The organism is Caballeronia sordidicola (assembly GCF_000729995.1).
GTDB classification, from domain to species: Bacteria; Pseudomonadota; Gammaproteobacteria; order Burkholderiales; family Burkholderiaceae; genus Caballeronia; species Caballeronia sordidicola_A.
The window spans coordinates 111,408-134,847 of record NZ_JNFG01000199.1 but is presented as its reverse complement, the minus strand read 5'-3'; the positions used below and the strand labels follow the sequence as shown (position 1 = coordinate 134,847).

Genomic DNA, 23,440 nt, shown 5'->3' with positions numbered 1-23,440 from the left:
GTCGGACGGCGCCTTGATACGGTCCGCAAACCCGTACGCTGCGCGCCAGCACATGCATTGTTCGCTAGCAGAATTAGATTCCCGTTAAGAGCAGACGCGCGCACCACAGTATTTATCTAATTGTCGTTTTATAACTGCATCGCATCTGACGATATCCGTTGAATTGACTAAACTAGTTTCTCTACCGGGATATCATTTCTCGTCGACATTCCCACTCCCGTTTGTCGGAGGCCAAGGTGCCGCAGTCCGAGCTTGCGGATCTTATCGACCTTATCTATGCGGCCGCGCTGGCTGAAGGCGCGAGCTGGCCGGAGGTCGCACGCCAGATTGTCACGCTGACGGGAGCCCAGCAAGCCAGCCTGGTTCTTCCCGCTGCGAACGGTAGAGAACACAACGTCTTCCTGGAGCCCGGCACTTACGATGAGCGGGTTCGCCATTACTACCGGGACATCTCTCCCTGGCGCGTGGAAGCGGAAAACGCGATTCGTAGCGGTTTCGCTCCTATCGGGCGGGTCGTGCGCGGCGAAGATATCGTGCCGGATCGTGAGTTTTTGAACAGCGAGTTTTATAACGACTTCGGACGCCACGCCGGTTTCCGGCACATGATTGGCGGATTGCTAAGCGCGGAAACGGCTGTGTCGATCGCATTTACGCGCGACGTCGCGGCAGGACCGTTCGACGAGCGCGACCGGCATACGCTGCAGTCGCTCATGCCGCACTTGCAACGCGCGCTTCAGTTGCGCAAGCGGTTCGAGCCGGATGCATCCAGGCTTGGCGCCGGCGCGCTGGATGCCCTTTCGATAGCCGTTATGGTTGTAGACGGGAATATGCGCGTCAAACACGCGAACGCAGCAGCAGTCGCACTAACGAACGGGGTGTGTGGCATGACGGTGAGCCGGGCCGGGCCGGACCCGAGCCCGGGAAGCACAACGCTTTCGGCACGCCACCCAGACGATCATTCAAGATTGAGCCAGCTCGTTGCCGCAGTCGCAAAAGGCGGTTCCGGATGTGCGCTAAGGATGCGCAATACGCGCGACGAACCTGCGAGCCGAGCCTCGCTCGCCGTCCTCGTCTCTCCTGCCATGACTTACTTCCTTTCCGGCCCAGGTACTGGAACGGGAACGGGAACCGGAACCGGCTGTCGCATCCAGCCAGGCACTGCGATGATCGTTGCGCGCCATTTGAACCATCCTTCGTTGCCGCACCCTGGTCTGATGTGCGACCTGTATGGGCTTACAAAAGCCGAGGCGGCCGTCGCGCTTTCATTTGGCGGAGGCGCGACCGCCGAGGACGTTGCAAGGACGAGGTGTGTATCGTCTGAGACGATCCGAAGCCAGGTCAAGGCCATCCTGCGCAAGACCAACACGAGCAACTTGCGTGATCTGGAACGCGTCATCGCAATCAGTTCCGCGATGCTACCTGCTCCGTTGTGATCAACCGTGCTGCGGCATGAGGATAGGGTCAACATGCCCGAGCACCTGTCGAGCGTTCACTGGCGCACACCAGTCGGGCGAGACGATGCCACTGAACGCGACGGATGAGGTACCTGCCGCAGTCGCTTCAGTTGAGTCGCTTCAGCTGACCATCGTCGGCGTACCAGTCGACCGTGGTGCCGCTCGTATTAACGGTCACCGCGCGCGGCTCGCTGAATTGATCGAAGGATTCGATCCCGGTTTCCCGTCCCACGCCGCTATTCTTGAAGCCGCCCCAAGGCGAAGCCGGATCCAGCCGATGGTGATCGTTGATCCAGACCATGCCGAACACCAGCTTGCTCGCCACGCGATGAGCACGCGCCACGTCCATTGTCCAGACAGAAGCCGCGAGGCCGAACTGCGTGTCGTTGGCAATGCGCAGCGCGTCCGCTTCGTCCTTGAACGGCATGATCACGGTGACGGGACCGAACACCTCGCCCTGCCCCAATTCCGATTTCGGATCGACATCGTAGAACGCGGTAGGCTTGAGATAAAATCCCTCCTTCAGATGTGCCGGAATACCGCCGCCTGCAAGCAGCTTCGCACCGTCCTTAATCCCCCGTTCCAGCATGTCCAGGATGCGCGTACGCGAACGCTCGGAGATCACCGGGCCCAGTTGCGTGTTGAGATCGGCGGGGTTCCCCACGCGAATTGCCTCGACCTTCGCGCGGAATTTATCGAGGAACTTTTCGTAGATGGACTCGTGCACAAGCAGGCGCGCACCGCACACGCAAGTCTGTCCGGCGCCGATAAACGCCGCGAACGCCGCGCCGTTCACCGCGCGATCGATGTCCATGTCGTCGAACAGGATCACTGCGCCCTTGCCGCCCAGTTCGAGCGTTGTCAGCGCAAACGTCTGCGCCGCCGCCTCGCCGATGGATCGGCCCACTTCCGTACCACCGGTGAACACGACCTTGGCGATCAGCGGATGCCGAGCCAACGCAGCGCCCGCTTCCTTGCCCTCGCCGTTGATCACGTTCACCACGCCGTCAGGAACACCCGCCTGCTGCAATAACGCGACCAGCCGCACCGTGGTGAGCGGGGTCTGCTCCGACGCCTTGATCACGACGCTATTTCCCGTTGCGAGCGCCGGCGCGAGGCTCTTTGATAAAATCATCAACGGATGATTGAACGACGTCATCAGCGCGCAAACACCCAGCGGCACGCGCTGCGTGTAGCAGAGATACGGACCTTCGATCGGGATCACGTCGCTACGGCGTGTGAGTGCAAGCGCCGCGAAGTATCGATAAAACTGCGGCAAGCGCGAAATCTGCGCGCGCGTCTCAACGATCGGCCGGCCATTGTTGAGCGTCTCCAGCTTGTAGAAATTCTCCAGGTCCGCTTCGAACAGATCGGCGAAACGGTTCAGGATACGAGAGCGTTGCGTAAACGGCATATCGCGCCAAACACCGCTTTCAAATGCATCGTGCGCGCATTGCACGGCACGGCCTACGTCCTCCGCCGACGCCTTCGACAACGAGCCGATCACTGCACCATCGGCAGGATTGATGATGTCCATGGTCTCGCCCGACGCCGCATCGACGAACTTCCCGTCAATAAACAACTGCGCACTCAGGAACTGCTTGTTCACTGCATCCATCTTGCTTTCTCCGTGTTTACTTGAGCGGGGAAACCCGCGTATCAGCGCCGATATCAAGACGCGCGGGCGCGTCCGTCGGCTGAATGTCTTCCAGGCGCTGACCGGTCGGCTCGACGCCAAGCCATGCCACCACCACAATTTGAATTGCCAGCAAGCCGATCATCAACGCAAGCACGCCGACTACGCCGTAATGTCCGAAGAGCGCCACCACAATGAACGGCGTGACGATCGTCGCCCCTCGACCGAGGGTGTTGCAGATGCCCGATGCACGCAGGCGTACTTCAGTCGGAAACAGCTCGGGCACGTAGATCGCGAACAGCAACGCGACAAGCACATAAATAGGGATCACCAGCAGCAAGCCGACGGCCGGCAACATGATCGGGTTGCTCACAAACGGATAGATCGCACCGAAGATAATGGCGAGGATCGACGCGCCGATGATGGTCGGCTTGCGACCCCACCTGTCGGCAGTCAGGGCACCGATGCCCGAGCCAATAGGCGCACCGAGCGACATCACGAGCGCGTAGCCAAACGACTTTGCAATGCTGAATCCTTGATGGACGAAAAACGTCGGCAACCACGTCACGAAGCCGTATAACAAGGTATTGATCACCACCAGCGTCACGCAGCCAACAATCATGCGCGGCAGCATTGCGCCCGTAAAAAGCGAGCCCAGCGCACGCGATGGCGCAACCGAGGGCTTGGGCGATGGCGCGGGCAACGTGCCACCGTGTTCGGCCTTTACCTCGCTCTCGATCTTCGAAAGAATCGCTTCGGCATCCTGATGACGACCTACCGACTCGAGCCAGCGCGGCGACTCCGGCAACGACTTTCGCGCATACCAGACGCCAAGTGCGCCAATTCCACCAAGCACGAACATGGCTCGCCAGCCCATCGCAGGAATCAGCACGAGTCCGATCAGTCCCGCTACGGGCAATCCCGAGACGACGAACACGGCCATCAATCCCTGCATCTTGCCGCGTGAAGCAGGCGGCGCGAACTCGGTGAGCGTGGAATATCCAACGACGTTTTCCGCGCCAAGCCCGAGTCCCATCACAAACCGGAACGCGATCAGGACCAGCATGTTCGGCGCCATCGCAGCGCCCAGCGACGCAATGCCGAAGATCATGAGATTGGTCTGGTACGTAAAACGACGGCCAAATCGATCACCAAGGAAACCTGTGGCCAGCGAGCCGAGCATCATCCCGAGGAATGTCAGCGATACGAACAGCGCATTCTGGCCGAGCGTCGAAAAGCCGCTTTGCAACGTGGCGCCGAGGACCGTGGAGGCTACGTAGATATCGAAGCCATCGAAGAACATGCCGATCCCGATCAGCGACATGATGCGCTTGTGGAAGCCCGATACCGGCAACCGGTCCAGACGTGCGCCTGCATTCACATTCATTTGCGTCTCCTGCAAACCTTCGTGGGTTTGTCGTAATACATGAGCGACTACTTCAGCGCCATCAGTCGCAACGCCGAGACCGTCAGCGTTTCCGTCGCGCATCGGAAGTTATGTTCGAGCGAACTTTCCTCGGTCGCCTGGAAGAAGGACTTGCACTGGCGCGCGCCGGTATCGTCGAGTGTGAGGATTCGATCCGCGAGTGCATCGGCTTCGGCTTGCAGCGTATCGGGCGGACAAACTCGGGTCACGAGCCCGGCATTCAATGCCGCCTCGGGCGTGATTGCATCGCCGAAAAGAACCATCGGGAACACTTGCTTGGGCAAGGTGTAGCGGCCAAGGTAGGCCATGATCGCGGCAGGTGGCAAGCCCTTGCGCATCTCCGGAAAGGCAAGCTTCGCGCTGCTAGATACCAGCGTGAAGTCGCACAGGATCGCTAGACCAAAGCCGAAGCCGAACGCGTTGCCCTGCACTTCGGCAATCGTGATCATGGAAGACGCCCGCAATAACCGCTTCAACTCGATCAGGCGCGATACTTCGCGATGAATGGACACCGCGTCCGTGCCGGCGCGCTCGCGCCCCGTGCAGAACACGTCACCGCGTGCGCGGATACGCAGCACGCGCGCCGTGGGCACGGTCGCTTCGCTGCGGAGAGCTGCGATCATCGCGTCGAACATCGGCGCGGTGACTTCATTGCCGGCTTCGGCATTGTTCAGGGTAAAGGTCAGAACTTCACCCGATCGATCGATGACGACCGGGTCCGGCAAGCGCGCATGATCCAAGCAGCCTCCTGTTGTATAATCGCCTGTATAAGCTGTATACAGCGTATTCACTGGATAACGGAAAGTCAATGGCCTCTGCAACGAAACGCGCTCAAACGGCAAATCTCATCGAGGCGCCGGAGCAGGCGCTCGAGACGATCGGACGCAAATATCACTCGAAGATGCGCATGGTCGACGCATCCAGCGATTCGCTCAGCGACGGCGTGGTGGTCCCGGCGTTGCGGGAAGCGATTGTGGAAGGCGTGCTGGCGCCGGGAAGCCGGTTGTCGGAGGTGCAGGTCGCGAAGCAGCTGAACGTTAGCCGCACGCCAATGCGTGAAGCGTTCGCACAGCTTGAACGCGAGGGTCTCGTGACGGTGGTGGCGCGTGTTGGCGCATTCGTGCGGTCGGTCACGCTGCGTGACGTGGCGGAGATCTACACGGTGCGAACCGCGCTCGAGTGCCTTGCGGTCCAGCTTTGTGCACAGAACATCACGACGCTCGGGCGCGCTCAATTGGAAGACGTCATAGGCGAGATGCGCGCGAACGTAGCAGCCGATGATCCCGCGGCCTATGTCGATGCGCTCGACCGATTTTATTCAATCGTGATGACCCTCGCCGACAACCGTACGCTGCAGGCGACGCACGCGAGCCTCATGGGCCCCGTGCGTCGATTGCGACGCATTGCGATGGCGCGCGGCGGGCGCATGCGTGCATCGTTTGAACAGGCCGTGAAGATCAAGGACGCAATCTCCACCGGCGACAAACGCGTTCAGGACCTGATGCGTGAGCAATTGCGCGGCGCTTGCGAAGCGGCGACCGCAGTCCTTAAAGAAACTGAGGGTGATTGAGGGGAAAGTCGAAAACAGGAGATCAGCGGTTTCGTCACTCCGCGTCGAGTCCCCCAACCCGCATGAAACTTGACCCGTGCTTACCGAATGTAGGCATCTGGGTTTCGCGAACTCATCGATACGTTCCGCAGGCCGACCGGCATTCGACCAAATAGAGGCGCTAAACGTCCCTAGTTCGTTCGATCGCATTTGTCGGTGCCCGCTAAACTTACCTGTCGCAAGCAATTAGGCGCACGCAGGCTTGCATTCCGACGGCTAGCATAGGAATCGATAATGAGCAAAACCGGCACCCACTCGAGCAATGGAAGAACGGCCAAGCGGCAACAGCTGAGGCGGTCCGATCTCCTGCCAATGTCGGCGGCTGCCTTCCGGGCTGCGTCGCTGCGCAATCATTTGGCGCTGGTCGCGATGCGCCAGGGTTTCGGCCATGCCGAGATTGCTGGCGACTTGTTGCAAACCGCCTATCTAACCTACTTCATATGCGGCATGGACGCGGACCAGGATTCGCTCGAGACCTGTGTTGCCGCAGAACTGACGATCAAGGCGAGTGTTGCCCATGCAAAAATGGCGGGCGAATGGACGTTGAAGTCCGAGCACGCTCACTACGTCGAGAAAATGCTGCGTCAGCATGATGCCCAACTGACAACATTAGCTCTCCGCACAATTGAGGCGGCAGCGCGGCGACTATCTCAGGTGTTAGAAGACGGTGGGATGCCGAACCTTGCCTCGACGTACATGAGAGTGCTGAAACAGCGCTGCGAATCGCCGGCTTGTGTAGTCCCAGCGTAGAGAGATGGCAACCCTTGCCCTTTCGCAGGCCTCGATTCTCATGCCAGCGATTCCCGAGCCCCTGTAGCACCCCGCTCGAATTCGAACATCCCCGCCTTGCGATATCGGGTTAGTCAGCATATCGGCCGGTTCTCATGGCGCCGATATACATACTAAGGATATCGGATATCCACCGCATGCCGACCAAAGGGGCCGATCATGAAAACCTCGCACTTTCTCTCTCACCAAGAGATTTTCGATAAAGCCGCGCTTCACCTGTTCACCCAAGGCCACGCTGTGCTATTACCGCATGGAGGCGGCGCATACCGTGGGTATTGCGGGGGATGCCCGGTGGGCAATTTCATTGCCGCCCGAGATCACATGACCGCTATGGAAGGCGTACCTGTGCGCTACATTGGGGCGTCCGTGCGCTCTGTGCCGGCTTACATGGACGTGGGCGTCGCAGCGCTCAAACGCGCGTTATTGCGTTCACGGATCAACGTGTACGATCCGACAACTGTCGAGTTACTCAGTTGCCTGCAAAACGTCCACGATGTCTTCGGCAAATGGGAGTGGCGAGATCGTCTGGGATCGATCGCACGCCAATTTGCCCTTTCCGACGCCCTTCTCGAGCACGCCGCGTGAGTTACCTCCATGTTAAACGCCAAGGAAATATACGCACGCGTTAGCGCCCACCTGCTGACGCAGCAGGCTGTTTCAGAAGACGAAAACGGGACCTGCCGGCTGCATGGCGACAACGACCGCCAATGCGCAATTGGATCACTCATTCACGATGAAGTGTATCGCCCGGAAATAGAAGGAGTGGGCATCTCCTACTATCAAAACACTTGCGACGGCGCGCTCCTGCAGGCGCTGTACGCGTCTGATGTCAACGTCTACGATGAAACGATCATCGAACTGCTGACAGAGTTGGAAGAAGTGCATGACAACGCCCAAGTTGACGAGTGGCCAGCGTTATTAACCATGATCGGCCGGCGGCATGCGTTGATCTAGAAATCGTCCGCAAGCGCGCCGCTCGTCCAACGCTCAAACCTGATGGAAAGCTACCGTATAGTCGCGCAAGCGGCGCGACTGCCGTAAGCCTAGGGTTGTGCAGACGCAAGGGGCGTCGGCTCTCCATTTCGATAGTTATAAATGGTGATAGGAGAATCCGTGAGATCGCGATTCTTGTCGAACTGGTAGTGGCCGGAAACACCGCGAGCATCCATGTTCGCCAGCGCGGTGCGGTATTGGGCCGGTTCGATCGAATTGGCCTTCGTCATCGCTTGCGCGACGATGTTCACGCCATCGTACAAGGCAGCGCTATAGGTCAGTGGATCGGTATTAAAGCGTTGCTTGTAGTCTGCCTTGAACCGCCGCCCTTCCGGTGTCTGATCGAGAACGGGGCCGCCTTGCGGGCAATACACGCGCGTGTCGACCGCGTCGCCGCCAAGTTTCGCCAGTTCGGCATTGCACATTGCGTCGCCGCCCAGCAGGTAGCCATTCATTGCGAGGCGCTTCATCTGCTTGCGCAGTGCGCCAGCCTGAGCGTAGTAACCACCATAGAAAATCCCTTCGGCGTTCGAGCCCTTGACGTGCGTAAGGATGGAGACGAAGTCGGTCGCCTTGTCGGTCGTATATTCGCGATCGACGATCTCGATGCCGTTGGCTTTAGCCGCGTTGATGAACTCGTCGGCGACGCCCTGGCCGTACGCAGTGCGATCGTCGATCACGGCAATACGTTTGACCTTCAGCACCCTTGCTGCAAACTCCCCCATCCGGCTGCCAAGTTGCGTATCGCTGGCGGAGATGCGAAACACGAACGGATAGCCATGCTGCGTGATCGAGGGGTTCGACGCGACGGTCGCCATCACAATGCCAGACACGTTCACGAGGTTCGAAATCGGAATCGCGACGCCGGAATTGAAGGGCCCGAAAATAACCTTGACGTTCGCGTCCACCAGGCTTTGTGCGACCGTCATGCCGGTGCGCGGGTCGGCGGCGTCATCCTGTGAGACCAGTTCAAAGCGCGTCTTCTGGCCGCCGATCACGAGACCCTCGGCATTCAGCCGCTCGATCGCCATTCTCACCCCGTTTTCGTCGTCCTTGCCAATGGCGGCCTGCGCGCCGGTCAATGGCCCCGTCAAACCGATCTTGACGACCTGATCACCGGCCGTCGCGCTCAGGGAGATCATGCTCAAAGCGACTGCTGTCAACCAGCTTGCACCTGCGTAGGGCTTGTTCATCATGCTCTCCTCACCTCGTGTGGCGTGCCAGACCGTGTCGTCGCCGAGGGGCGAAGCGTATCAGTGTGGGCACAGAAAACAGCGCGTGGCCCCGTCCGCCGCGACGCCTCTTCCGAGGTCTGGGCAGTGGGGTTGACAGCAATTCTGCGTAGCCAAATTCCCCAATAAAATGCATGATTGATGGAACACATTTCGGCAATTCCCGAAGTAACAAGGGGCGGCACGATGCAAGTTCAGGACACGGATCTCAAGCTGTTGCGGATCTTCGAAACCATCGTGCGATGCGGTGGTTTCGCCGCGGCGCAGCCCATTCTCAACATCGGCGCATCGAGCATCAGCGAATATATGTCGCAACTGGAGACGCGACTCGGGCTGCGGCTATGTGAACGCGGACGCGCCGGTTTCCGGCTCACCGAGGAAGGCGCGCAATTGCACGCCGCCGCGCAACGCCTGCTTGGGGCCGTCGACACGTTTCAAATGGAAGCCGGCGCACTGCGCAATGAGCTGTCCGGCGTGCTGCGGTTCGGCATGATCGAAGCGACGTTGACCGACAAGTCCTCGCCTCTGCCAATAGCCATTCGAGAGTTCGGTCAGATGGCGCCGGAAGTGCGCCTGCATGTGCAGATCGAAACGCCCGGCAGCATGGAGCAGCACGTGCTCGACGGCCGTCTGCATCTTGCCGTGGGGCCGTTCCCCGCGCAGATTCCTGGCCTCGATTACTTGCCGCTCTATCGTGAGGAACAAGGGCTCTACTGTGCGTCGACCCATCCGTTGCACGAGCGGGCGAGCGGTCGGGTTCCTGTTTCACTGCTCAGCAAGCAGCGGCTGGCGGCCCGCGCCTATCTCGGCAGCCAGGAATTGAAGTTGCTCCACATGCCGGAAGCCGCGGCCTCCGTCGATAACGTCGAAGGCCGGGCCATGTTGATCCTGTCCGGCAACTACATCGGCTTCCTGCCGCCGCACTATGCCGAACCTTGGGTGGACAGCGGTTTGTTGACCCGCATCGATCCGGGGCACTACGCGACCCATCTGGACTTCCAGATCATCACGCGCAAGGGGGGTGAATCGGCACGGGTCGTACAGGCCTTTTGCAAGCAGTTGCGGGCAGCAGCCCGGCAACTGGACCACACCATGCGAAGCGGTAAATAGCGCGCGGATTAATGTGTGGATTAATGCGTGGAATAACGCGTGGATCAGCGGGAAAGGTTTCGTTTGACCTTGCGTTGATGCATGACACGGCCGATGGTGTTCAGCAGCAATTGCGCCGCAAGAATTGAAGTGGAGGCTGAATGGTCGTAGTCGGGCGCCACTTCCACGAGGTCGATGCCGATCACGTCGCCCTGCTCTGCGAGGCCAGCGAGCAGTTCGAGTCCTTCGTAGTACAGCAGACCGCCGTGACTCGGTGTGCCCGTGCCAGGCGCGATCGAAGGATCGAAACCGTCAATATCAATCGTCAGGTAATAGCGCACGCCCTTCGGGATGCGCTCCAGCACGCCCTGAATGCCGAGGCGCCGGAGATCGCGCACCGAAATAATGTCGGAGCCCATCTCGCGAGCCTGAGCGTAGCCTTCGCGTGCAGTCGACGACACGTTGCGAATGCCGATCTGCGTCATGCCCGACACCACGTTTTTCTCTGCCGCGCGCCGTAGCGGATTGCCATGGCCGTATCGCACACCATGACGCTCGTCGACGAAATCGAGGTGTGCGTCGATGTGAACGATATGAAACGGCTCCTGGCCTTCGAACGCGTTGATACACGGAATGTTGATTGAGTGATCACCGCCCATCACGACCGGCAACGCGCCCGCCGCCAGGATCTTGCGCACGCCGTACTCGATGTTTGCGTGGCTCTTTTCAGTGTTGGTGTGCACCATGTCCGCATCGCCGATATCGACTATACGAACTTCGTCGCTAGGCAGATAAATAACATCGTCTTCGAAGTCGTACGCGCCGCCGTGGCCGAACGAGAACAGCGTCGACGCATCGCGAATCGAACGCGGGCCGAAGCGTGCCCCGGCGCGCCACTGGGTGCCGCAGTCGAAGGGCGCACCCATGACCGCGACGTCCGCATCGATCTTGTCCCAGTCAAGACACAACGGGGATTTTGCGAACGTGCAGATACCCACAAACGGCAAATTGAGCCGACCCGTTTCGTAGCTGTTTTCAGACATGATTGTCTCCGTTTTGTTCTATTCGTCCAGATAGGTGCGACGTGCGGGCACCGCTCTCTCCATGGCTGCAGCAACGCCCTTTGTCAGGCGCGGCTGATGCATCTGAAACGGAGTCTAGGCAAACAAATTCAACGGAAAAATACCAAAAATAAGAAATACACTTCGGGATAGTCCGAAGCGATGTTAAAGCGTAGCGATTTCGCGAATTTAAAGTGAATAATCCGGATCGTGTTTGTTCAGGATTCGCTTGATGCTCTCGAGATGGCGGCGTGCGCTTTCACGGCAGCGTGTTGCGCGTGCAGCAGAACTTCCTAACGTGTCAGGCACCACGGTGCTGGTTGCATCGATGGCCGCCGGCGTCGAGTCCCCCTCGTATCGGGTCCGGCTTTTTATCAAGCATGGCCAGCCGCTGCTCATTGCATGCGTTTCTATCGACCTGCGGACAAAGCCAGAAACTTTTTCGCGAAGATTGAATCCGCGACCGGGACGCTCTATTACGAAAAACTTTCGATGCGAACCTTTCGGAAAAGTCTGATTGTCCAGAATGCCTCGCATCACTAGCGTTCACATCCATAGATCGAATCGATGTGCAAATGCGCGGAGAACGGTTCTGCTACTGCACATTGTCTATTCCCGGATGTTCAAAACAGAACGAGGTATTCAATTGGCATTCCAGTCTTTTGCATTGACCCAATCTCAAGAACGGACGCTCGCCCGCAGCGACACTGCTAGCAACGTGTGCGCGGTCTACCGGCTCGACGCTCACCCAGACGCAACTCGCCTCGCCAACGCCATTACCCAGGCGACCAACCACTGTGAACAGCTTGCCTACCGGACCATCGACTCGGAGGATGGCACACGCTTCATTGTCCAGCGCGACGCCGGCTTCGAACTGAAGATCATCGATATAGGCGAAAGCTCCCAAGGGACTGAGCATTCGTTGATCGAAAGCTTGTGTGCACGCAAGTTCCGCATGGACATGGGGCTGCCCTGGTCGTTCACATTGCTGCTCGCGGGCGAACAAAGTTTCCTCGTGTTCGCCTGTCACCCCGCGCTGCTAGACCGTTTCTCGCTGAAGTCGCTGTTTGACGCACTCTCGGATGCCTATGGCGGTGAAGCACTTGCGCCGGCACTCGGCCTCGACCAGCGGGGTCTGCTCGAAGCAGAACAGTCGTTGCTGGCGAGTGAACACCTGGCGACCAGTCGCGAATTCTGGATAGGACAGGTCGGCGAATCGTCGTTCGAATGGCATGCACCGCGCAACGAAAACGGGTCGGCTGAAAACTGCTTCACGACCTCCCTCGACGGTGCGGCAAGCCGGGACTTTTGTGCCCTCGCCGATACGCTCGGCATGGCGCCGGACGTTCTGCTGCTGTTGTGCGTCCATGTCTTGCTGCACCGTCTCACGTCCAACTCGACGGTCCTCACCGCCTATCACCAGCGCGGTTGCGGGCGCACCAGCACCGGCATCGGCTTTGATGAGCGGCGGCGCATTCTCAGGACAGAGTTTGATGATGCAATGACACTGCGGGAGTTTTTGCGCCACGCGGCCGCGCGGCTCGACATGAACTACTTCCATGGGGATGTTCCGGCGTTCGAGATACTGGACGAGATGGAGCACCGCATACCGGGATACGTCAGCGCCACCAATGTGCTGTGCGAGGCTGATTCGCTGCCCTACGATGCGCTGCGGCTCGGCACACTCAAGGCGGCGCTGCTAGCACCGTTCTCCCGCGGCACCACGCAACAGGATGTGGCGATCTACCTTGATGTGCGCGAGCAAGTCGCCTTGCACATCCAACTCCGACATCCGCAAGAACTGGACGGTGTGCGCGTTGCGTTCGAACACTGCATGGCGTTGCTCATGCGCATCGGCGATGTCCTTGATCAGGAGATCGACGCCATCGATTTGTACACACCGGCGCTGCATGCGCGCCGGCTCGCTTGGTCGGATGGCGGACCGATCGCCGTGCCTGCCACGGATGTGCTCGACCTGTTTGCGGAGGCCGTGCGGCAGCATGGTCACCAGCCGGCCGTTAGCGGCCCTGACGCCGTCTACAGCTACGCAGAGTTGTCGGCCGCTGCGCAGCAAGTGGCATCGTCTCTGAGCGCAGCGGCGCCGGACACCCTGATAGGTATTTGCATGTCGCGCGGTGCGCTAATCGTGCCTGCAATCCTCGGCGTGCTTGCTGCCGGCGCCGGCTATCTGCCCCTTGACCCGCAGATGCCGGACGAAAGGTTGCGCTACATAGGCCGCGATGCGCAACTGGCCGGAGTAATCGTCGATGGCGAGACGGTCGACCGCGTGAGGGCTGCCGTCGATTGTCCGGTGTACTTGCTCAGCGAACTCCTGGACGGCGCTGCGGCAAGCGCGCCGTTCACGCAGCCCTCTGTTGCCCCGACAAGCACCGCCTATGTGATCTATACCTCGGGCACCACGGGCAAGCCGAAAGGCGTCGTGATCGAACGCGGAATGCTTGCTCATTTCATTGCGTCGCTCGATGGCCTCTACGAGCGCTCCGCCGGTACGCGCTGGCTGCAATTCGCATCGGTCAACTTCGATGCCAGCGTGCTGGAAATATTCAATCCCCTCACGCACGGCGGTCATTTGATCATTGCCCCAGAAGCGGTCCGCACGGATGCCGAGGCGCTATTTTCATTCCTGCAGACGCATCGGATAAGCCACGCATTCCTGCCGCCGGCGATCCTCAAGCTGTTGCCGCGCCGGCCGTTGCCGGATCTGGCGACGGTGCTATGCGGCGGTGAAGCCAGCGATAACGATACGATCCGTTTCTGGTCAAAAATGCTACGGCTGTCGAACATCTACGGTCCGACCGAGACCACGGTGATGGCAACCGAGAACACCTTCGGCTGGTATCAGTTGGCCAATCATCTGGGTCGCGCCTTACCCGGCTATCAGATCCATTTGCTGGATGACCGGGGGCAGCCTGTTCCGCTTGGCGGCGTCGGCGAAATCTGTATTGGCGGGGCGTCGGTGTCGCGCGGCTATCTGCGCCGGCCTGATTTGACCGAGCAGAAGTTCGGGCCCAATCCGTTCAGCGCCGGCCGCCTGTATCGGTCCGGGGACCTCGGACGGTTCCTGCCGAACGGCGAGATCGAGTTCCTCGGCCGCCGTGACTTCCAGGTCAAGATCCGCGGCTACCGGATTGAAGTGGGCGAAATCGAAAGCGTCGTCGCCGCGCAGCCGGAAGTGAGCGGCGGGTATGTCGGCACGTGCAAGCGGCAGAGTGGCCTGGCGCTCGCCGCATGGTATGTCAGCGACGGTCTGGACCCCGAAGTATTGCGCCAGCGGCTGGCAAACTGCCTCGTGCATTACATGGTGCCGTCGTTCCTGATCCCGGTCGCAGCGCTGCCGTTAAATCTTAACGGCAAGATCGACCGTTCAAGGTTGCCGGAGCCGCAAGCGGTGGCTCTCCAGGAAAGTGAGCGTGAACCCGATGCCTTCGAACGGGCCGTGCGCGCGATCTGGGCCGACACGCTCGGCGTACCGCTCAAGAGCATCGGCGCAAGCAGTCATTTTTTTCAGCTCGGCGGCCATTCCCTGCTCGCGACGCTAGTGTGCAACCGCGTGAGTTCGGCGCTGAACACACCCGTCAAACTCAAGGCTCTGTTCGAGCATCCGGTCTTCAGCGCGTTCTGCACACACGCGCGCGACAGCGATCCGCTTGAGGCTAGCTTGCCGCCGCTCGTCGCGGCGTCGGGCGGCGCAGCGTCGGCACCCGTAGCGGTACCGGTCGAAAATCTCCTTGTGCGAATGATGGTCAACCGCTCGATCGCCAAGCCGGACGACAACACATACCACATTGTCGTGCGAGTCAATTTCAACCGCGAAACGAACCCGCTGCGCTTGCATCAGGCGCTGAGCGGCGTGCTCGCCCATGATCCCCTGTTTCACGCGTGCCTGATCGAGCGCGACACAGAATTGCTGCTCCAGGCAGGTCCGGCAGCCGCGCCGGTGATCCGCGTCGAAAGCCGTGACGCGCAGGCCATTGCCGCACGAATCGATGCATTGCAAAAAGACCCCCTGCCGCTCGGCGAATCACCGCTATGGCGCGCCGAGTTACTGCTGTGCCCGGACGACGGGTCCACCACGTTGCTGTTGTGCATCCATCATGCGATTTTTGACGGCTGGTCGCTGAAGCTGCTGCTGGACGAACTTGCACGGCGCTACGACGGCCAGCCGATTGCACCGCGCCCGCTGTCGTGGTTCGACTACTGCAAATGGGAGCCACAGCTGAGAGCGTCGCCGTTATTTACGGAGGCTCGCGATTACTGGACCCGCAAGCTGGCACCGGCCACGCTACGCACAGAATTGCCCTTTGATTCGCTGCGGCGTACGGATAACGCGAACCGGTCATTAGCGGTGTCTGTCGGGCCGGCGCAGGTGGAGCCCCTCAAGCGGATCGCTGAGCTGCACGGCATGACGTTGCCACCGGTATTGTTTGCCCTGTTCCTGGTCTGGATCTGGCGCGTCAGCGGGCAAGCGCAACTCACCTGCGCGTATCCGAACGCCGGCCGCGACGTGGCCGGCAGCGAGGATATCTATGGGATGTTCGTGTCAATGGCCGTGCTCGTGCAAGGCATCGAGCCGCGCCAGACGTTCTCCGAACTCGCCCGGGCGGTCCAGCGCCAGATGCTAGACGACCAGGACCATCTGACGGCGACGCCTTATGACACGGACAACGTGCAACTGGGCGCTCTCAATACAATTTTCAGTCTGCAGAACGGCATTGATCTGGAGGGCCGGATCGGCGATGCCTCGTACCAGGCCGAAGAGTTGCCATCGCTGACGTCGAAAGCGGATCTCACGGCGATCTTCTACGTGCGGCGAGACGGCGGACTGAATGGACGGTTCGAGTACGACGGCTCTTTGTTGCACGCAAGCTCGATGGAGCGGATGGCCGAGGTGTTCCATACGCTCATCGAGACAGCCGGTCAGAACCCCGGCGCGCAAGTTGGCGAGTTGGGATATTTGAGCGAGCGTCAACGCGCGCAATGTTTGACGTTCGCATGCGGGCATCCGCTGCCGGATGCGTCGCTGTCCATTCCGGTCCGCTTTGCGCAAACCGTTGCGACGTTCGCGACGCAGGATGCGCTCCGCTTCGGCGATGAGACCCTCACCTACCGGGAACTCGATCTCCTGAGCGACCGTATTGCCTACAGTCTCGCCGAGACCATGGTGCCGGGCGCATGTGTCGGCCTGAGTATGCGCAAGGGCACACTGCTGGTGGCTACGGTGCTGGGCGTGCTGAAAGCCGGCTGCGCGTATGTGCCGCTGGACCCGGACTATCCACCGGAGCGGCTGCGCTATTTCGTCGAGAACTGCTCGATCGAAAGCGTCCTCGCGGATGCTCCAAGCTGGCTCGCGCTCGATGCCGCCGGACTCGGGGGATTGCGCCAGATCGATCCGGCGGAGCTGGCGAAGCGGACACTTGCACCCACGGCCGCCCTCGCGCCGGTCGCGCCGAACGCCCTCGCGTACGTGATCCATACCTCCGGGTCGACCGGCACGCCGAAAGGGGTTCTGGTGGAACATCACAGCGTGGTCCGGATGGTGGAAGGCGCGCGCCTCGCGCTCGACTACACGCCGGGCAGCATCAGCACGCTGGCCGCTTCGACCAACTTCGACGCGAGCGTGCTCGATATCTTTCTCGCGTTGTTGCACGGCGGCACATTGGTCGTGCTGCCGGACGAGGTGCGCCGCGATCCCGTCAGGCTGCACCGCTTGCTCAAGGATGCCCGTGTCACGCATGCGTCGCTCGCGCCGGTGGTCGTGCAAAGCCTGCCTCGCGAAGCGCTGCCCGATTTGCGCTTGCTCGGGTTCGGCGGAGATACGATCGACGAACCGACCGCCCGGTGGTGGGCTTCGCACACCCGGCTGTTCAGTCTCTACGGGCCGACCGAAATCACTGTCATGGCATCGTGTGGCCAGGTGATGCCGGATGGACCCATCCGGATCATCGGCAAGCCGTTGCCGGGATATCGCCTGTACATGCTGAACGCGCAACGGCAACTGACGCCGCCGGGAACGGTCGGTGAAATCTATATAGGGGGAGACAATCTCGCGCGCGGCTACGTGAAGCAACCGGCGATGACAATGGAACGCTTCGTCGTCGACCCGTTCAGCCAGACACCGTATGCCCTGATGTACCGGACCGGTGATCTCGGCCGTCTCCTGTCCGACGGCACGATCGAATACTGCGGGCGCAACGACGCGCAAATCAAGCTGCGCGGGTTTCGCATCGAGCTCGGGGAAATCGAGAGCTGCATCGCGGCTGCAGCCGGTGTGGCGCAGGCGGCCTGCACGGTATGGGGCGAAGGCGAACAGCGTTACCTTGCGGCGTATTACGTCGCTGAGACAGATGCGGCTCTCGACGAAGACGTCTTGCGTCAACACGTAGCGAATGCGTTGCCGGACTACATGGTGCCGGCGTGGTTCATGCAGCTTGACGCCATTCCGGCCTCGTCCAGCGGCAAGGTCGACCGAAAGGCGCTCCCCGCCATGCAGCCGGGCACCGGTGGCTCGCCGCCGCGTGATGGCGTCGAACGGCAGCTCGCTGACATTTGGGAGAGACTGCTGCAAATTAACGACATCGGCCGGGACGACAATTTCTTTCGGCTGGGCGGCAATTCGATTCTCGCTGTCCGGATGCAGGCAGAAGCGCGCGAGAAGCTGGGTATCGATTTCTCGATGTCGGTGTTTTATCGATCGTCGACTGTCGCCACGCTCGCGGCGGGCCAGCAGGAAGACATGGTCGAACTCGCGATAGCCGATGCAGGGACGCCGCTAGTCATCAACGACCCGGCGCCGCCCCTCTGCGGAGAGGCTCGGACAGCCCCCGTCCGTTCGATGTTGCTGACCGGTGCCAGCGGGTTCCTCGGCATCTATCTGCTCCATGATCTGGTCAAACATGTTGACAAGGTGGTCTGCCTGCAACGCTGCGATAGCGCCACCACAGGCGAGGAGGATTTGCGACAAAAGGCACAGGGCGCAGGACTCCTGATCAACTTTTCGCGCGTTGAAGTGATCGCCGCCGATCTCGCCGCGCCGGATCTCGGACTTGATATCGTGCAATGGGATCGGCTCGCTGGAGAGGTCGACGCTATTCTGCATTGCGGCGCGTTCGTCCATCACCTGCACAGCTATGCGCAAATGAAGCGGGCGAATGTCGACGGCACCGAGAGCTTGCTGCGCCTCGCACTGACGCAACGGCAAAAGCCGCTGTGTTTCATTTCAACGATGTCGGCTCCAGCAATGCAAGAGGGGGTGACGCGAATCGAGGAGCAGGTGCAAACAGGCCGCCCGCAAATGGACAACGGTTATCTGCTGACGAAGTGGGCCGGCGAACAGCGCGTCGCCGAGTGCGCCCGGCGTTTCGGACTACCGGTCATCGTCGCGCGTCCCGGCAACATTACCGGGGACAGCCGAAGCGGCTATAGCAACTACGCTCACAACCACTTCTGGCTTTACAACAAGGGCTGCATCGAACTGGGGACATTTCCGGACACCGGCCAGGAAGTCGAGATGATGCCCGTCGACCAGCTTGCTCGCGCGGTCGTCGCGCTGACGCTGAGTCACCGCGATGGCTTGCGCGTAGCGAATTTGAGCAATCCGGTGACGCTGAGCCAGCGGCGCTGGTTCAACTTGCTTGCCAAGGACGGCTTGAAGGTGCTGCCGGAAACACCGCTCGAATGGCAGCACCGGTTGACCGATCTCTCGTCATCGAATGGCCTCGCACTGATTCGCGACTTCTATACCGGGGACTTGTCGGAGAGACCGCTGCCAATCGAGCAGAGCGGCACGATAGCTGAACTGACGAAGCACGATGTTCAACTGACGGTCGACTACGAGCGGCTGATCCGGCTATATCTCGCGTATCTGCGTGCCAAAGGGTTTTTTGATGAAACTGTCGCGAGCCTGGCGGTTCTATAGCCGATGACTTTGGGTTGCAGGGACTCGGAGGGCCAGATATTTATGGGTGGCTGGCCCCTCCGATTCCGAAACAACCTCATACAGAATCGCGGCCCTTTCCCTCCCCTGATTGAGCCGAAATCAATCGCGCGTCTTGACCACCTGCGCCGGCCATACGATCTCCAGCTCCAACGCAATGGAACGCGCCAGTCCTTCGAGGTCCGGGAAAAGCGATGCGTTCGTGATGTTCATCCTGTACAACGAACGCATGGCTTCGTCGCGTAACTCCGACGGCAATACGATCTTGCGCAGCAGTTCGTCACTGCAGGTGTATTGATCGAGGATCATGTCGAGCGGCTGATGCAGCAGGCCCGGCAACACGAATGTGCCCGCTTGCGCGATCAGCCGCTGGTCCATTTCGGCGGGTTCCCCAAACCACATCACCGGGTTCTCGTCGCTAAGATAAAACCTTTCGAAATTCCCGGGCAAGCGTGGGTCGATCATCTCCCGTACAAGATGCGGCGCCGAAACAGGGACCGCGCGATTCGTCCACAACGCCGGGGTGTTGACCGCGAAAACGGCTGCATCAGTCACGGCGCGCTCGAGCGCAAAGAACGCGGCAACAAAAGGCGACTTGGTGAAATCGAGCAGTCTGGTGGGCGCGCCGTGATGCTGCATCAGCCCGAGGCAACGCAGGTCGTCCGACAGCGCGCGGACATCGGAAAGATAGTTATGCGCTTTTCGCCTGAAGATGCGAATGGCGCGCTGCTCCTGAATTCGCCACGCAGAACGGTCGGGCACGAACGCGGACAGGTAGCGCGATAACGAACTTTGCAACGGCCATCGCGCGTCTTGCTGACCGCGAAACGCCCAGCCATCGAGCTCGATGGTGAGCCTCATGAACTCCTGCCAGTTCGACACAATAATGGTTTGCATTGTCACTTATCCAGAGTAGCACTCGCTCTTTCCTGCCCGATCAGACCCGGCTCGAAAACTTTCAACCGCGATGTCATATCATGTTCACTTCGTGACCATCAATACCCAACAGGCGGATCGACATGACCGACAACCGCAACCCGCTGCTGCAAGACTGGCAAACGCCCTACCAATTGCCGCCCTTCCACCAGATCCGGCCCGAACATTTCGCACCCGCATTCGCCGCGCTCTTCGAGCAGCATCTGGGGGGAATCGATGCGCTTGCTGACAATCAGGCCGCGCCCACCTTCGACAATACCGTGGCCGCGTTCGATGCGGCCGGCGCCTCACTCGATCGTGTGCGGCTAACTTTCGAAAACCTGTGCGCCTCGGAGTCGCCGGCCGCGTTGCAGGCCGTGGAGCGCGAGATGGCGCCGCTGCTGGCCGCGCACGACAGCAAGGTCGCCATGCATGCCGGTTTCTTCGCGAGGCTCGACGCTGTGCACCAGCAAGCTGCCGTGCTAGATCTTAACGAAGAGCAGCAGCGTTTGCTGCAACGCATGCATATCGATTTTGTCCGTACCGGCGCTACGCTGCAAGGGCTCGACCGCGAGCGTTTCGCGGCCATTGCTACGCGGCTCGCGGATCTGCAGACGCAGTTCGCGCAAAACATACTCGCGGACGAATCCGGCTACCAGTTGCCGTTGACATCGGAAGCGGACCTGGCTGGCTTGCCCGATTTTCTGCGCCAGTCGGCCCGCGGCGCTGCAAAGGAACGCGGTGCAGAGGGCTACGTCATCACGCTGTCGCGTTCGCTGGTGCAGCCGTTTCTTACATGGTCCACTCGTCGTGATCTGCGTGAAACCGCATGGCGCGCCTGGACTAGTCGCGGAGAAAACCCGACACGCGATAACCGGCCAATCGCTCGCGAGATACTGATGCTGCGGCAAGAACAAGCACGTTTGCTCGGCTACGAAAACTTTGCCGATTACGCGCTTGCCGATCGCATGGCGGGCAAAGCGTCTGCGGTCCACGCGTTGCTTAGCCAGGTATGGGAGCCGGCGAAGGCCAGCGTTGCACAGGAGCTGAAGGCTTTGGCTGCACAGGCTGCCGCGCTGGGTGAGCCTACCGGCATTGAACCGTGGGACTGGTATTACCTCGCCGAGAAGGTCCGGGTTGCCCGCTATGCACTCGACGATGCGCAGGTGAAACCGTACTTCAGCCTCGATGCGATGCTCGCCGCCATGTTCGATTGCGCCGATCGCCTGTTCGGAGTGAAGTTTATTGAACAAACCCGTGAACAAACCGGCGTGCCGTTGTATCACCCGGACGTGCGGCTTTGGGAGGTGCGCCGCGGAGACGAACTGGTGGGACTCTTCCTTGGCGACAACTATGCCCGGCCCAATAAACAGGGCGGCGCGTGGATGCATGTTTATCGCAGGCAAAGGCGTCATGGCGGCAAGGTAACGCCGATCGTGGTGAACAACAACAACTTCGCCCGCACCGACGGCGGTCCGACGTTGCTGAGTTTCGACGACGTACGCACGCTGTTTCACGAGTTCGGTCACGGCCTGCACGGCTTGCTGTCCGATGTGAATTACGGTCGCCTGTCGGGTACGAATGTCCCGCAAGACTATGTGGAACTTCCTTCCCAGTTGATGGAAAACTGGGCCACGGTGCCGGAAGTGCTCGCGAAGCATGCGCGTCATGTGACGACAGGCGAGCCTATCCCGGCTGCGCTGATCGAACGCATCAGGGCTTCGCAGACGTTCAACCAGGGGTTTTCGACGGTTGCCTACACATCGTCAGCTTTGATCGACATGGCGCTGCATCTGCGCCGCGATCCTGCCGGCATCGACATCGCCCAGTTCGAGATAGATGAGCGGGAGCGGCTTGGCGTACCGCGCGAGGTGGGCATGCGCCACCGGCTGCCCCACTTTGGCCATATCTTCAGCGGCGGATATTACGCCGCCGGGTACTACGTCTATATGTGGGCTGAGGTCCTGGAAGCCGATGCGTTCGACGCATTCGAAGAAGCCGGCGATGCGTTCGATTCCGCGTTAGCGGACAAGCTGCATCGGTACGTGTATAGCGCGGGCGACAGCCGCGAACAGGGCTCGGCGTTCCGCGCTTTTCGTGGCCGCGATCCTCGTGCCGAACCCATGTTGCGCAAACGTGGATTGCTGCGGACCGAGTGAAGTGACCTTGTTGTGCAAGGCCAGCCGCACACGAACGCGTTGAATCAGGTGGACTGGCCCGATCCATCCTCGCCTATCTGTATAGGGCGCCTCGACCATTCCCGAAGCAATAATGGCGGCTTGTCATTGGTCAGCACTATCAAACCAGAGAGGCATTCATGAACCGTCGTTATGTCACGGCAGATGTATTCGCGGACGAGAAATTCAAGGGCAATCCGGTCGCAGTCGTGTTGGATGCTGAAGGTTTGTCGACGAACCAGATGCAGGCGATCGCAGTCGAATTCGGGTATAGCGAAACTACATTTGTACTGCCGCCCCGCAATCCCGCCAACACGGCCTGGGTGAGAATCTTTACGCCGAGCCGCGAAATACCTTTCGCCGGGCATCCGAACATCGGCACGGCGTTTGTATTGGCTTCAAGAGCGGCATCGGGTCGGACACCTCTGCCGGATCAACTCGTGTTTGAGGAAGCCGCGGGCCTGGTTCCGGTCATTCAACTGAAAGAAAACGGCAAGCTGGTTGGAGCGGAACTCACTGCGCCCGAGCCATTAGTCCGGCTATCGCAAGTGCCGCAAGACCGCATAGCCGAGTGTCTTTCCCTGGATTCCGCCGATATCCTCATCAACGCTCACGCACCACAGGTGGCCTCTGTCGGCCTGCCGTTCGTCGTTGCTGAACTAGCTTCCCGAGATGCGCTCCGCCGGTGTACACCTAACCTCATCGCTTACAAAGGCTTACTACCCATTGACGGCGCTGTGTCTATCTACGCCTATACACGCGACGCAGGCCCGGACGCGACTGGCGCCGGCTGCGATGTGCAAGCCCGCATGTTCACGCCCCGCATGACCGAAGACCCGGCGACAGGCAGCGCAACTGCCGCCATGGCCGCACTCGTTGCTCAGGTCAGGGGTCAGTCAGAGCTGGTGCTGCGAGTAAGTCAAGGTGTAGACATGGGGCGGCCGAGCATCTTGATCGCCAGCGTGGATAGTGACAATGGCAAGACAAGGGTCCGCATTGGCGGTAAATGTGTCAGTGTGATGGAAGGATCGTTTTGGCTCGCTTCTTCCGACCAGAGCTGAGCGTGAGCCGCAACCCGGCGACCTGCTAGCGGTTAAGTGAAGCT

Annotated in this window: 15 protein-coding genes; 9 read left to right on the top strand and 6 right to left on the bottom strand. The window is 60.2% G+C overall.

What is annotated here, in order from left to right:
- Positions 1-236: 236 nt before the first annotated feature.
- Entirely contained in the window at positions 237-1,433 is a 1,197-nt protein-coding gene (locus FH08_RS0135360; RefSeq protein WP_031362866.1) for a helix-turn-helix transcriptional regulator, read from the top strand.
- Positions 1,434-1,560: 127 nt separating this feature from the next.
- Here the strand turns inward: FH08_RS0135360 and FH08_RS0135355 are convergent, their stop codons facing one another.
- The 3 genes from FH08_RS0135355 to FH08_RS0135345 are packed head-to-tail and all read right to left on the bottom strand — an operon-like array spanning position 1,561 to position 5,256.
- A complete protein-coding gene (locus tag FH08_RS0135355; RefSeq protein ID WP_031362865.1) occupies positions 1,561-3,072 on the bottom strand; it encodes an aldehyde dehydrogenase in 1,512 nt (503 codons plus the stop codon).
- 16 nt (positions 3,073-3,088) lie between these two features.
- Entirely contained in the window at positions 3,089-4,477 is a 1,389-nt protein-coding gene (locus FH08_RS0135350) for an MFS transporter (protein WP_031362864.1), read from the bottom strand.
- 47 nt (positions 4,478-4,524) lie between these two features.
- The gene (locus FH08_RS0135345) at positions 4,525-5,256 is read right to left on the bottom strand and encodes an enoyl-CoA hydratase/isomerase family protein (RefSeq protein ID WP_031362863.1); all 732 of its coding nucleotides are present in this window, start codon (positions 5,254-5,256) and stop codon (positions 4,525-4,527) included.
- Positions 5,257-5,324: 68 nt separating this feature from the next.
- On the opposite strand from FH08_RS0135345, the gene FH08_RS0135340 reads away from it, so the two are divergent.
- From FH08_RS0135340 to FH08_RS0135325, 4 genes are all read left to right on the top strand, one after another.
- Positions 5,325-6,086, top strand: coding sequence for a GntR family transcriptional regulator (locus FH08_RS0135340; RefSeq protein WP_031362862.1), 762 nt, complete (start codon positions 5,325-5,327; stop codon positions 6,084-6,086).
- Positions 6,087-6,359: 273 nt separating this feature from the next.
- Positions 6,360-6,875 (top strand): hypothetical protein, encoded by a 516-nt coding sequence (locus FH08_RS0135335; RefSeq protein ID WP_031362861.1) that lies wholly within the window; start codon positions 6,360-6,362, stop codon positions 6,873-6,875.
- Positions 6,876-7,073: 198 nt separating this feature from the next.
- Complete coding sequence (locus tag FH08_RS0135330; protein ID WP_031362860.1) at positions 7,074-7,499, top strand: hypothetical protein; 426 nt, start codon at positions 7,074-7,076, stop codon at positions 7,497-7,499.
- Between the two features lie 9 nt (positions 7,500-7,508).
- Positions 7,509-7,868, top strand: coding sequence for a hypothetical protein (locus tag FH08_RS0135325; RefSeq protein WP_031362859.1), 360 nt, complete (start codon positions 7,509-7,511; stop codon positions 7,866-7,868).
- An 89-nt stretch (positions 7,869-7,957) separates the two neighbouring features.
- Here the strand turns inward: FH08_RS0135325 and FH08_RS0135320 are convergent, their stop codons facing one another.
- Positions 7,958-9,100 carry a branched-chain amino acid ABC transporter substrate-binding protein gene (locus tag FH08_RS0135320; RefSeq protein ID WP_031362858.1) on the bottom strand — a complete coding sequence of 381 codons (1,143 nt, stop codon included), beginning with the start codon at positions 9,098-9,100 and terminating at the stop codon, positions 7,958-7,960.
- A 225-nt stretch (positions 9,101-9,325) separates the two neighbouring features.
- Here FH08_RS0135320 and FH08_RS0135315 point away from each other — a divergent pair, with 225 nt between their 5' ends.
- Positions 9,326-10,249 (top strand): LysR family transcriptional regulator, encoded by a 924-nt coding sequence (locus FH08_RS0135315; RefSeq protein ID WP_031362857.1) that lies wholly within the window; start codon positions 9,326-9,328, stop codon positions 10,247-10,249.
- Between the two features lie 44 nt (positions 10,250-10,293).
- Here the strand turns inward: FH08_RS0135315 and speB are convergent, their stop codons facing one another.
- Positions 10,294-11,271, bottom strand: coding sequence for an agmatinase (gene speB / locus FH08_RS0135310; RefSeq protein ID WP_031362856.1), 978 nt, complete (start codon positions 11,269-11,271; stop codon positions 10,294-10,296).
- Between the two features lie 685 nt (positions 11,272-11,956).
- On the opposite strand from speB, the gene FH08_RS0135300 reads away from it, so the two are divergent.
- Positions 11,957-19,225 carry a non-ribosomal peptide synthetase gene (locus FH08_RS0135300; RefSeq protein WP_160172538.1) on the top strand — a complete coding sequence of 2,423 codons (7,269 nt, stop codon included), beginning with the start codon at positions 11,957-11,959 and terminating at the stop codon, positions 19,223-19,225.
- Positions 19,226-19,345: 120 nt separating this feature from the next.
- Here the strand turns inward: FH08_RS0135300 and FH08_RS0135295 are convergent, their stop codons facing one another.
- Positions 19,346-20,140 (bottom strand): FRG domain-containing protein, encoded by a 795-nt coding sequence (locus FH08_RS0135295; protein ID WP_031362853.1) that lies wholly within the window; start codon positions 20,138-20,140, stop codon positions 19,346-19,348.
- 122 nt (positions 20,141-20,262) lie between these two features.
- Here FH08_RS0135295 and FH08_RS0135290 point away from each other — a divergent pair, with 122 nt between their 5' ends.
- Entirely contained in the window at positions 20,263-22,317 is a 2,055-nt protein-coding gene (locus FH08_RS0135290) for a M3 family metallopeptidase (protein ID WP_031362852.1), read from the top strand.
- Positions 22,318-22,475: 158 nt separating this feature from the next.
- A complete protein-coding gene (locus FH08_RS0135285; RefSeq protein WP_031362851.1) occupies positions 22,476-23,396 on the top strand; it encodes a PhzF family phenazine biosynthesis protein in 921 nt (306 codons plus the stop codon).
- Positions 23,397-23,440 lie beyond the last annotated feature (44 nt).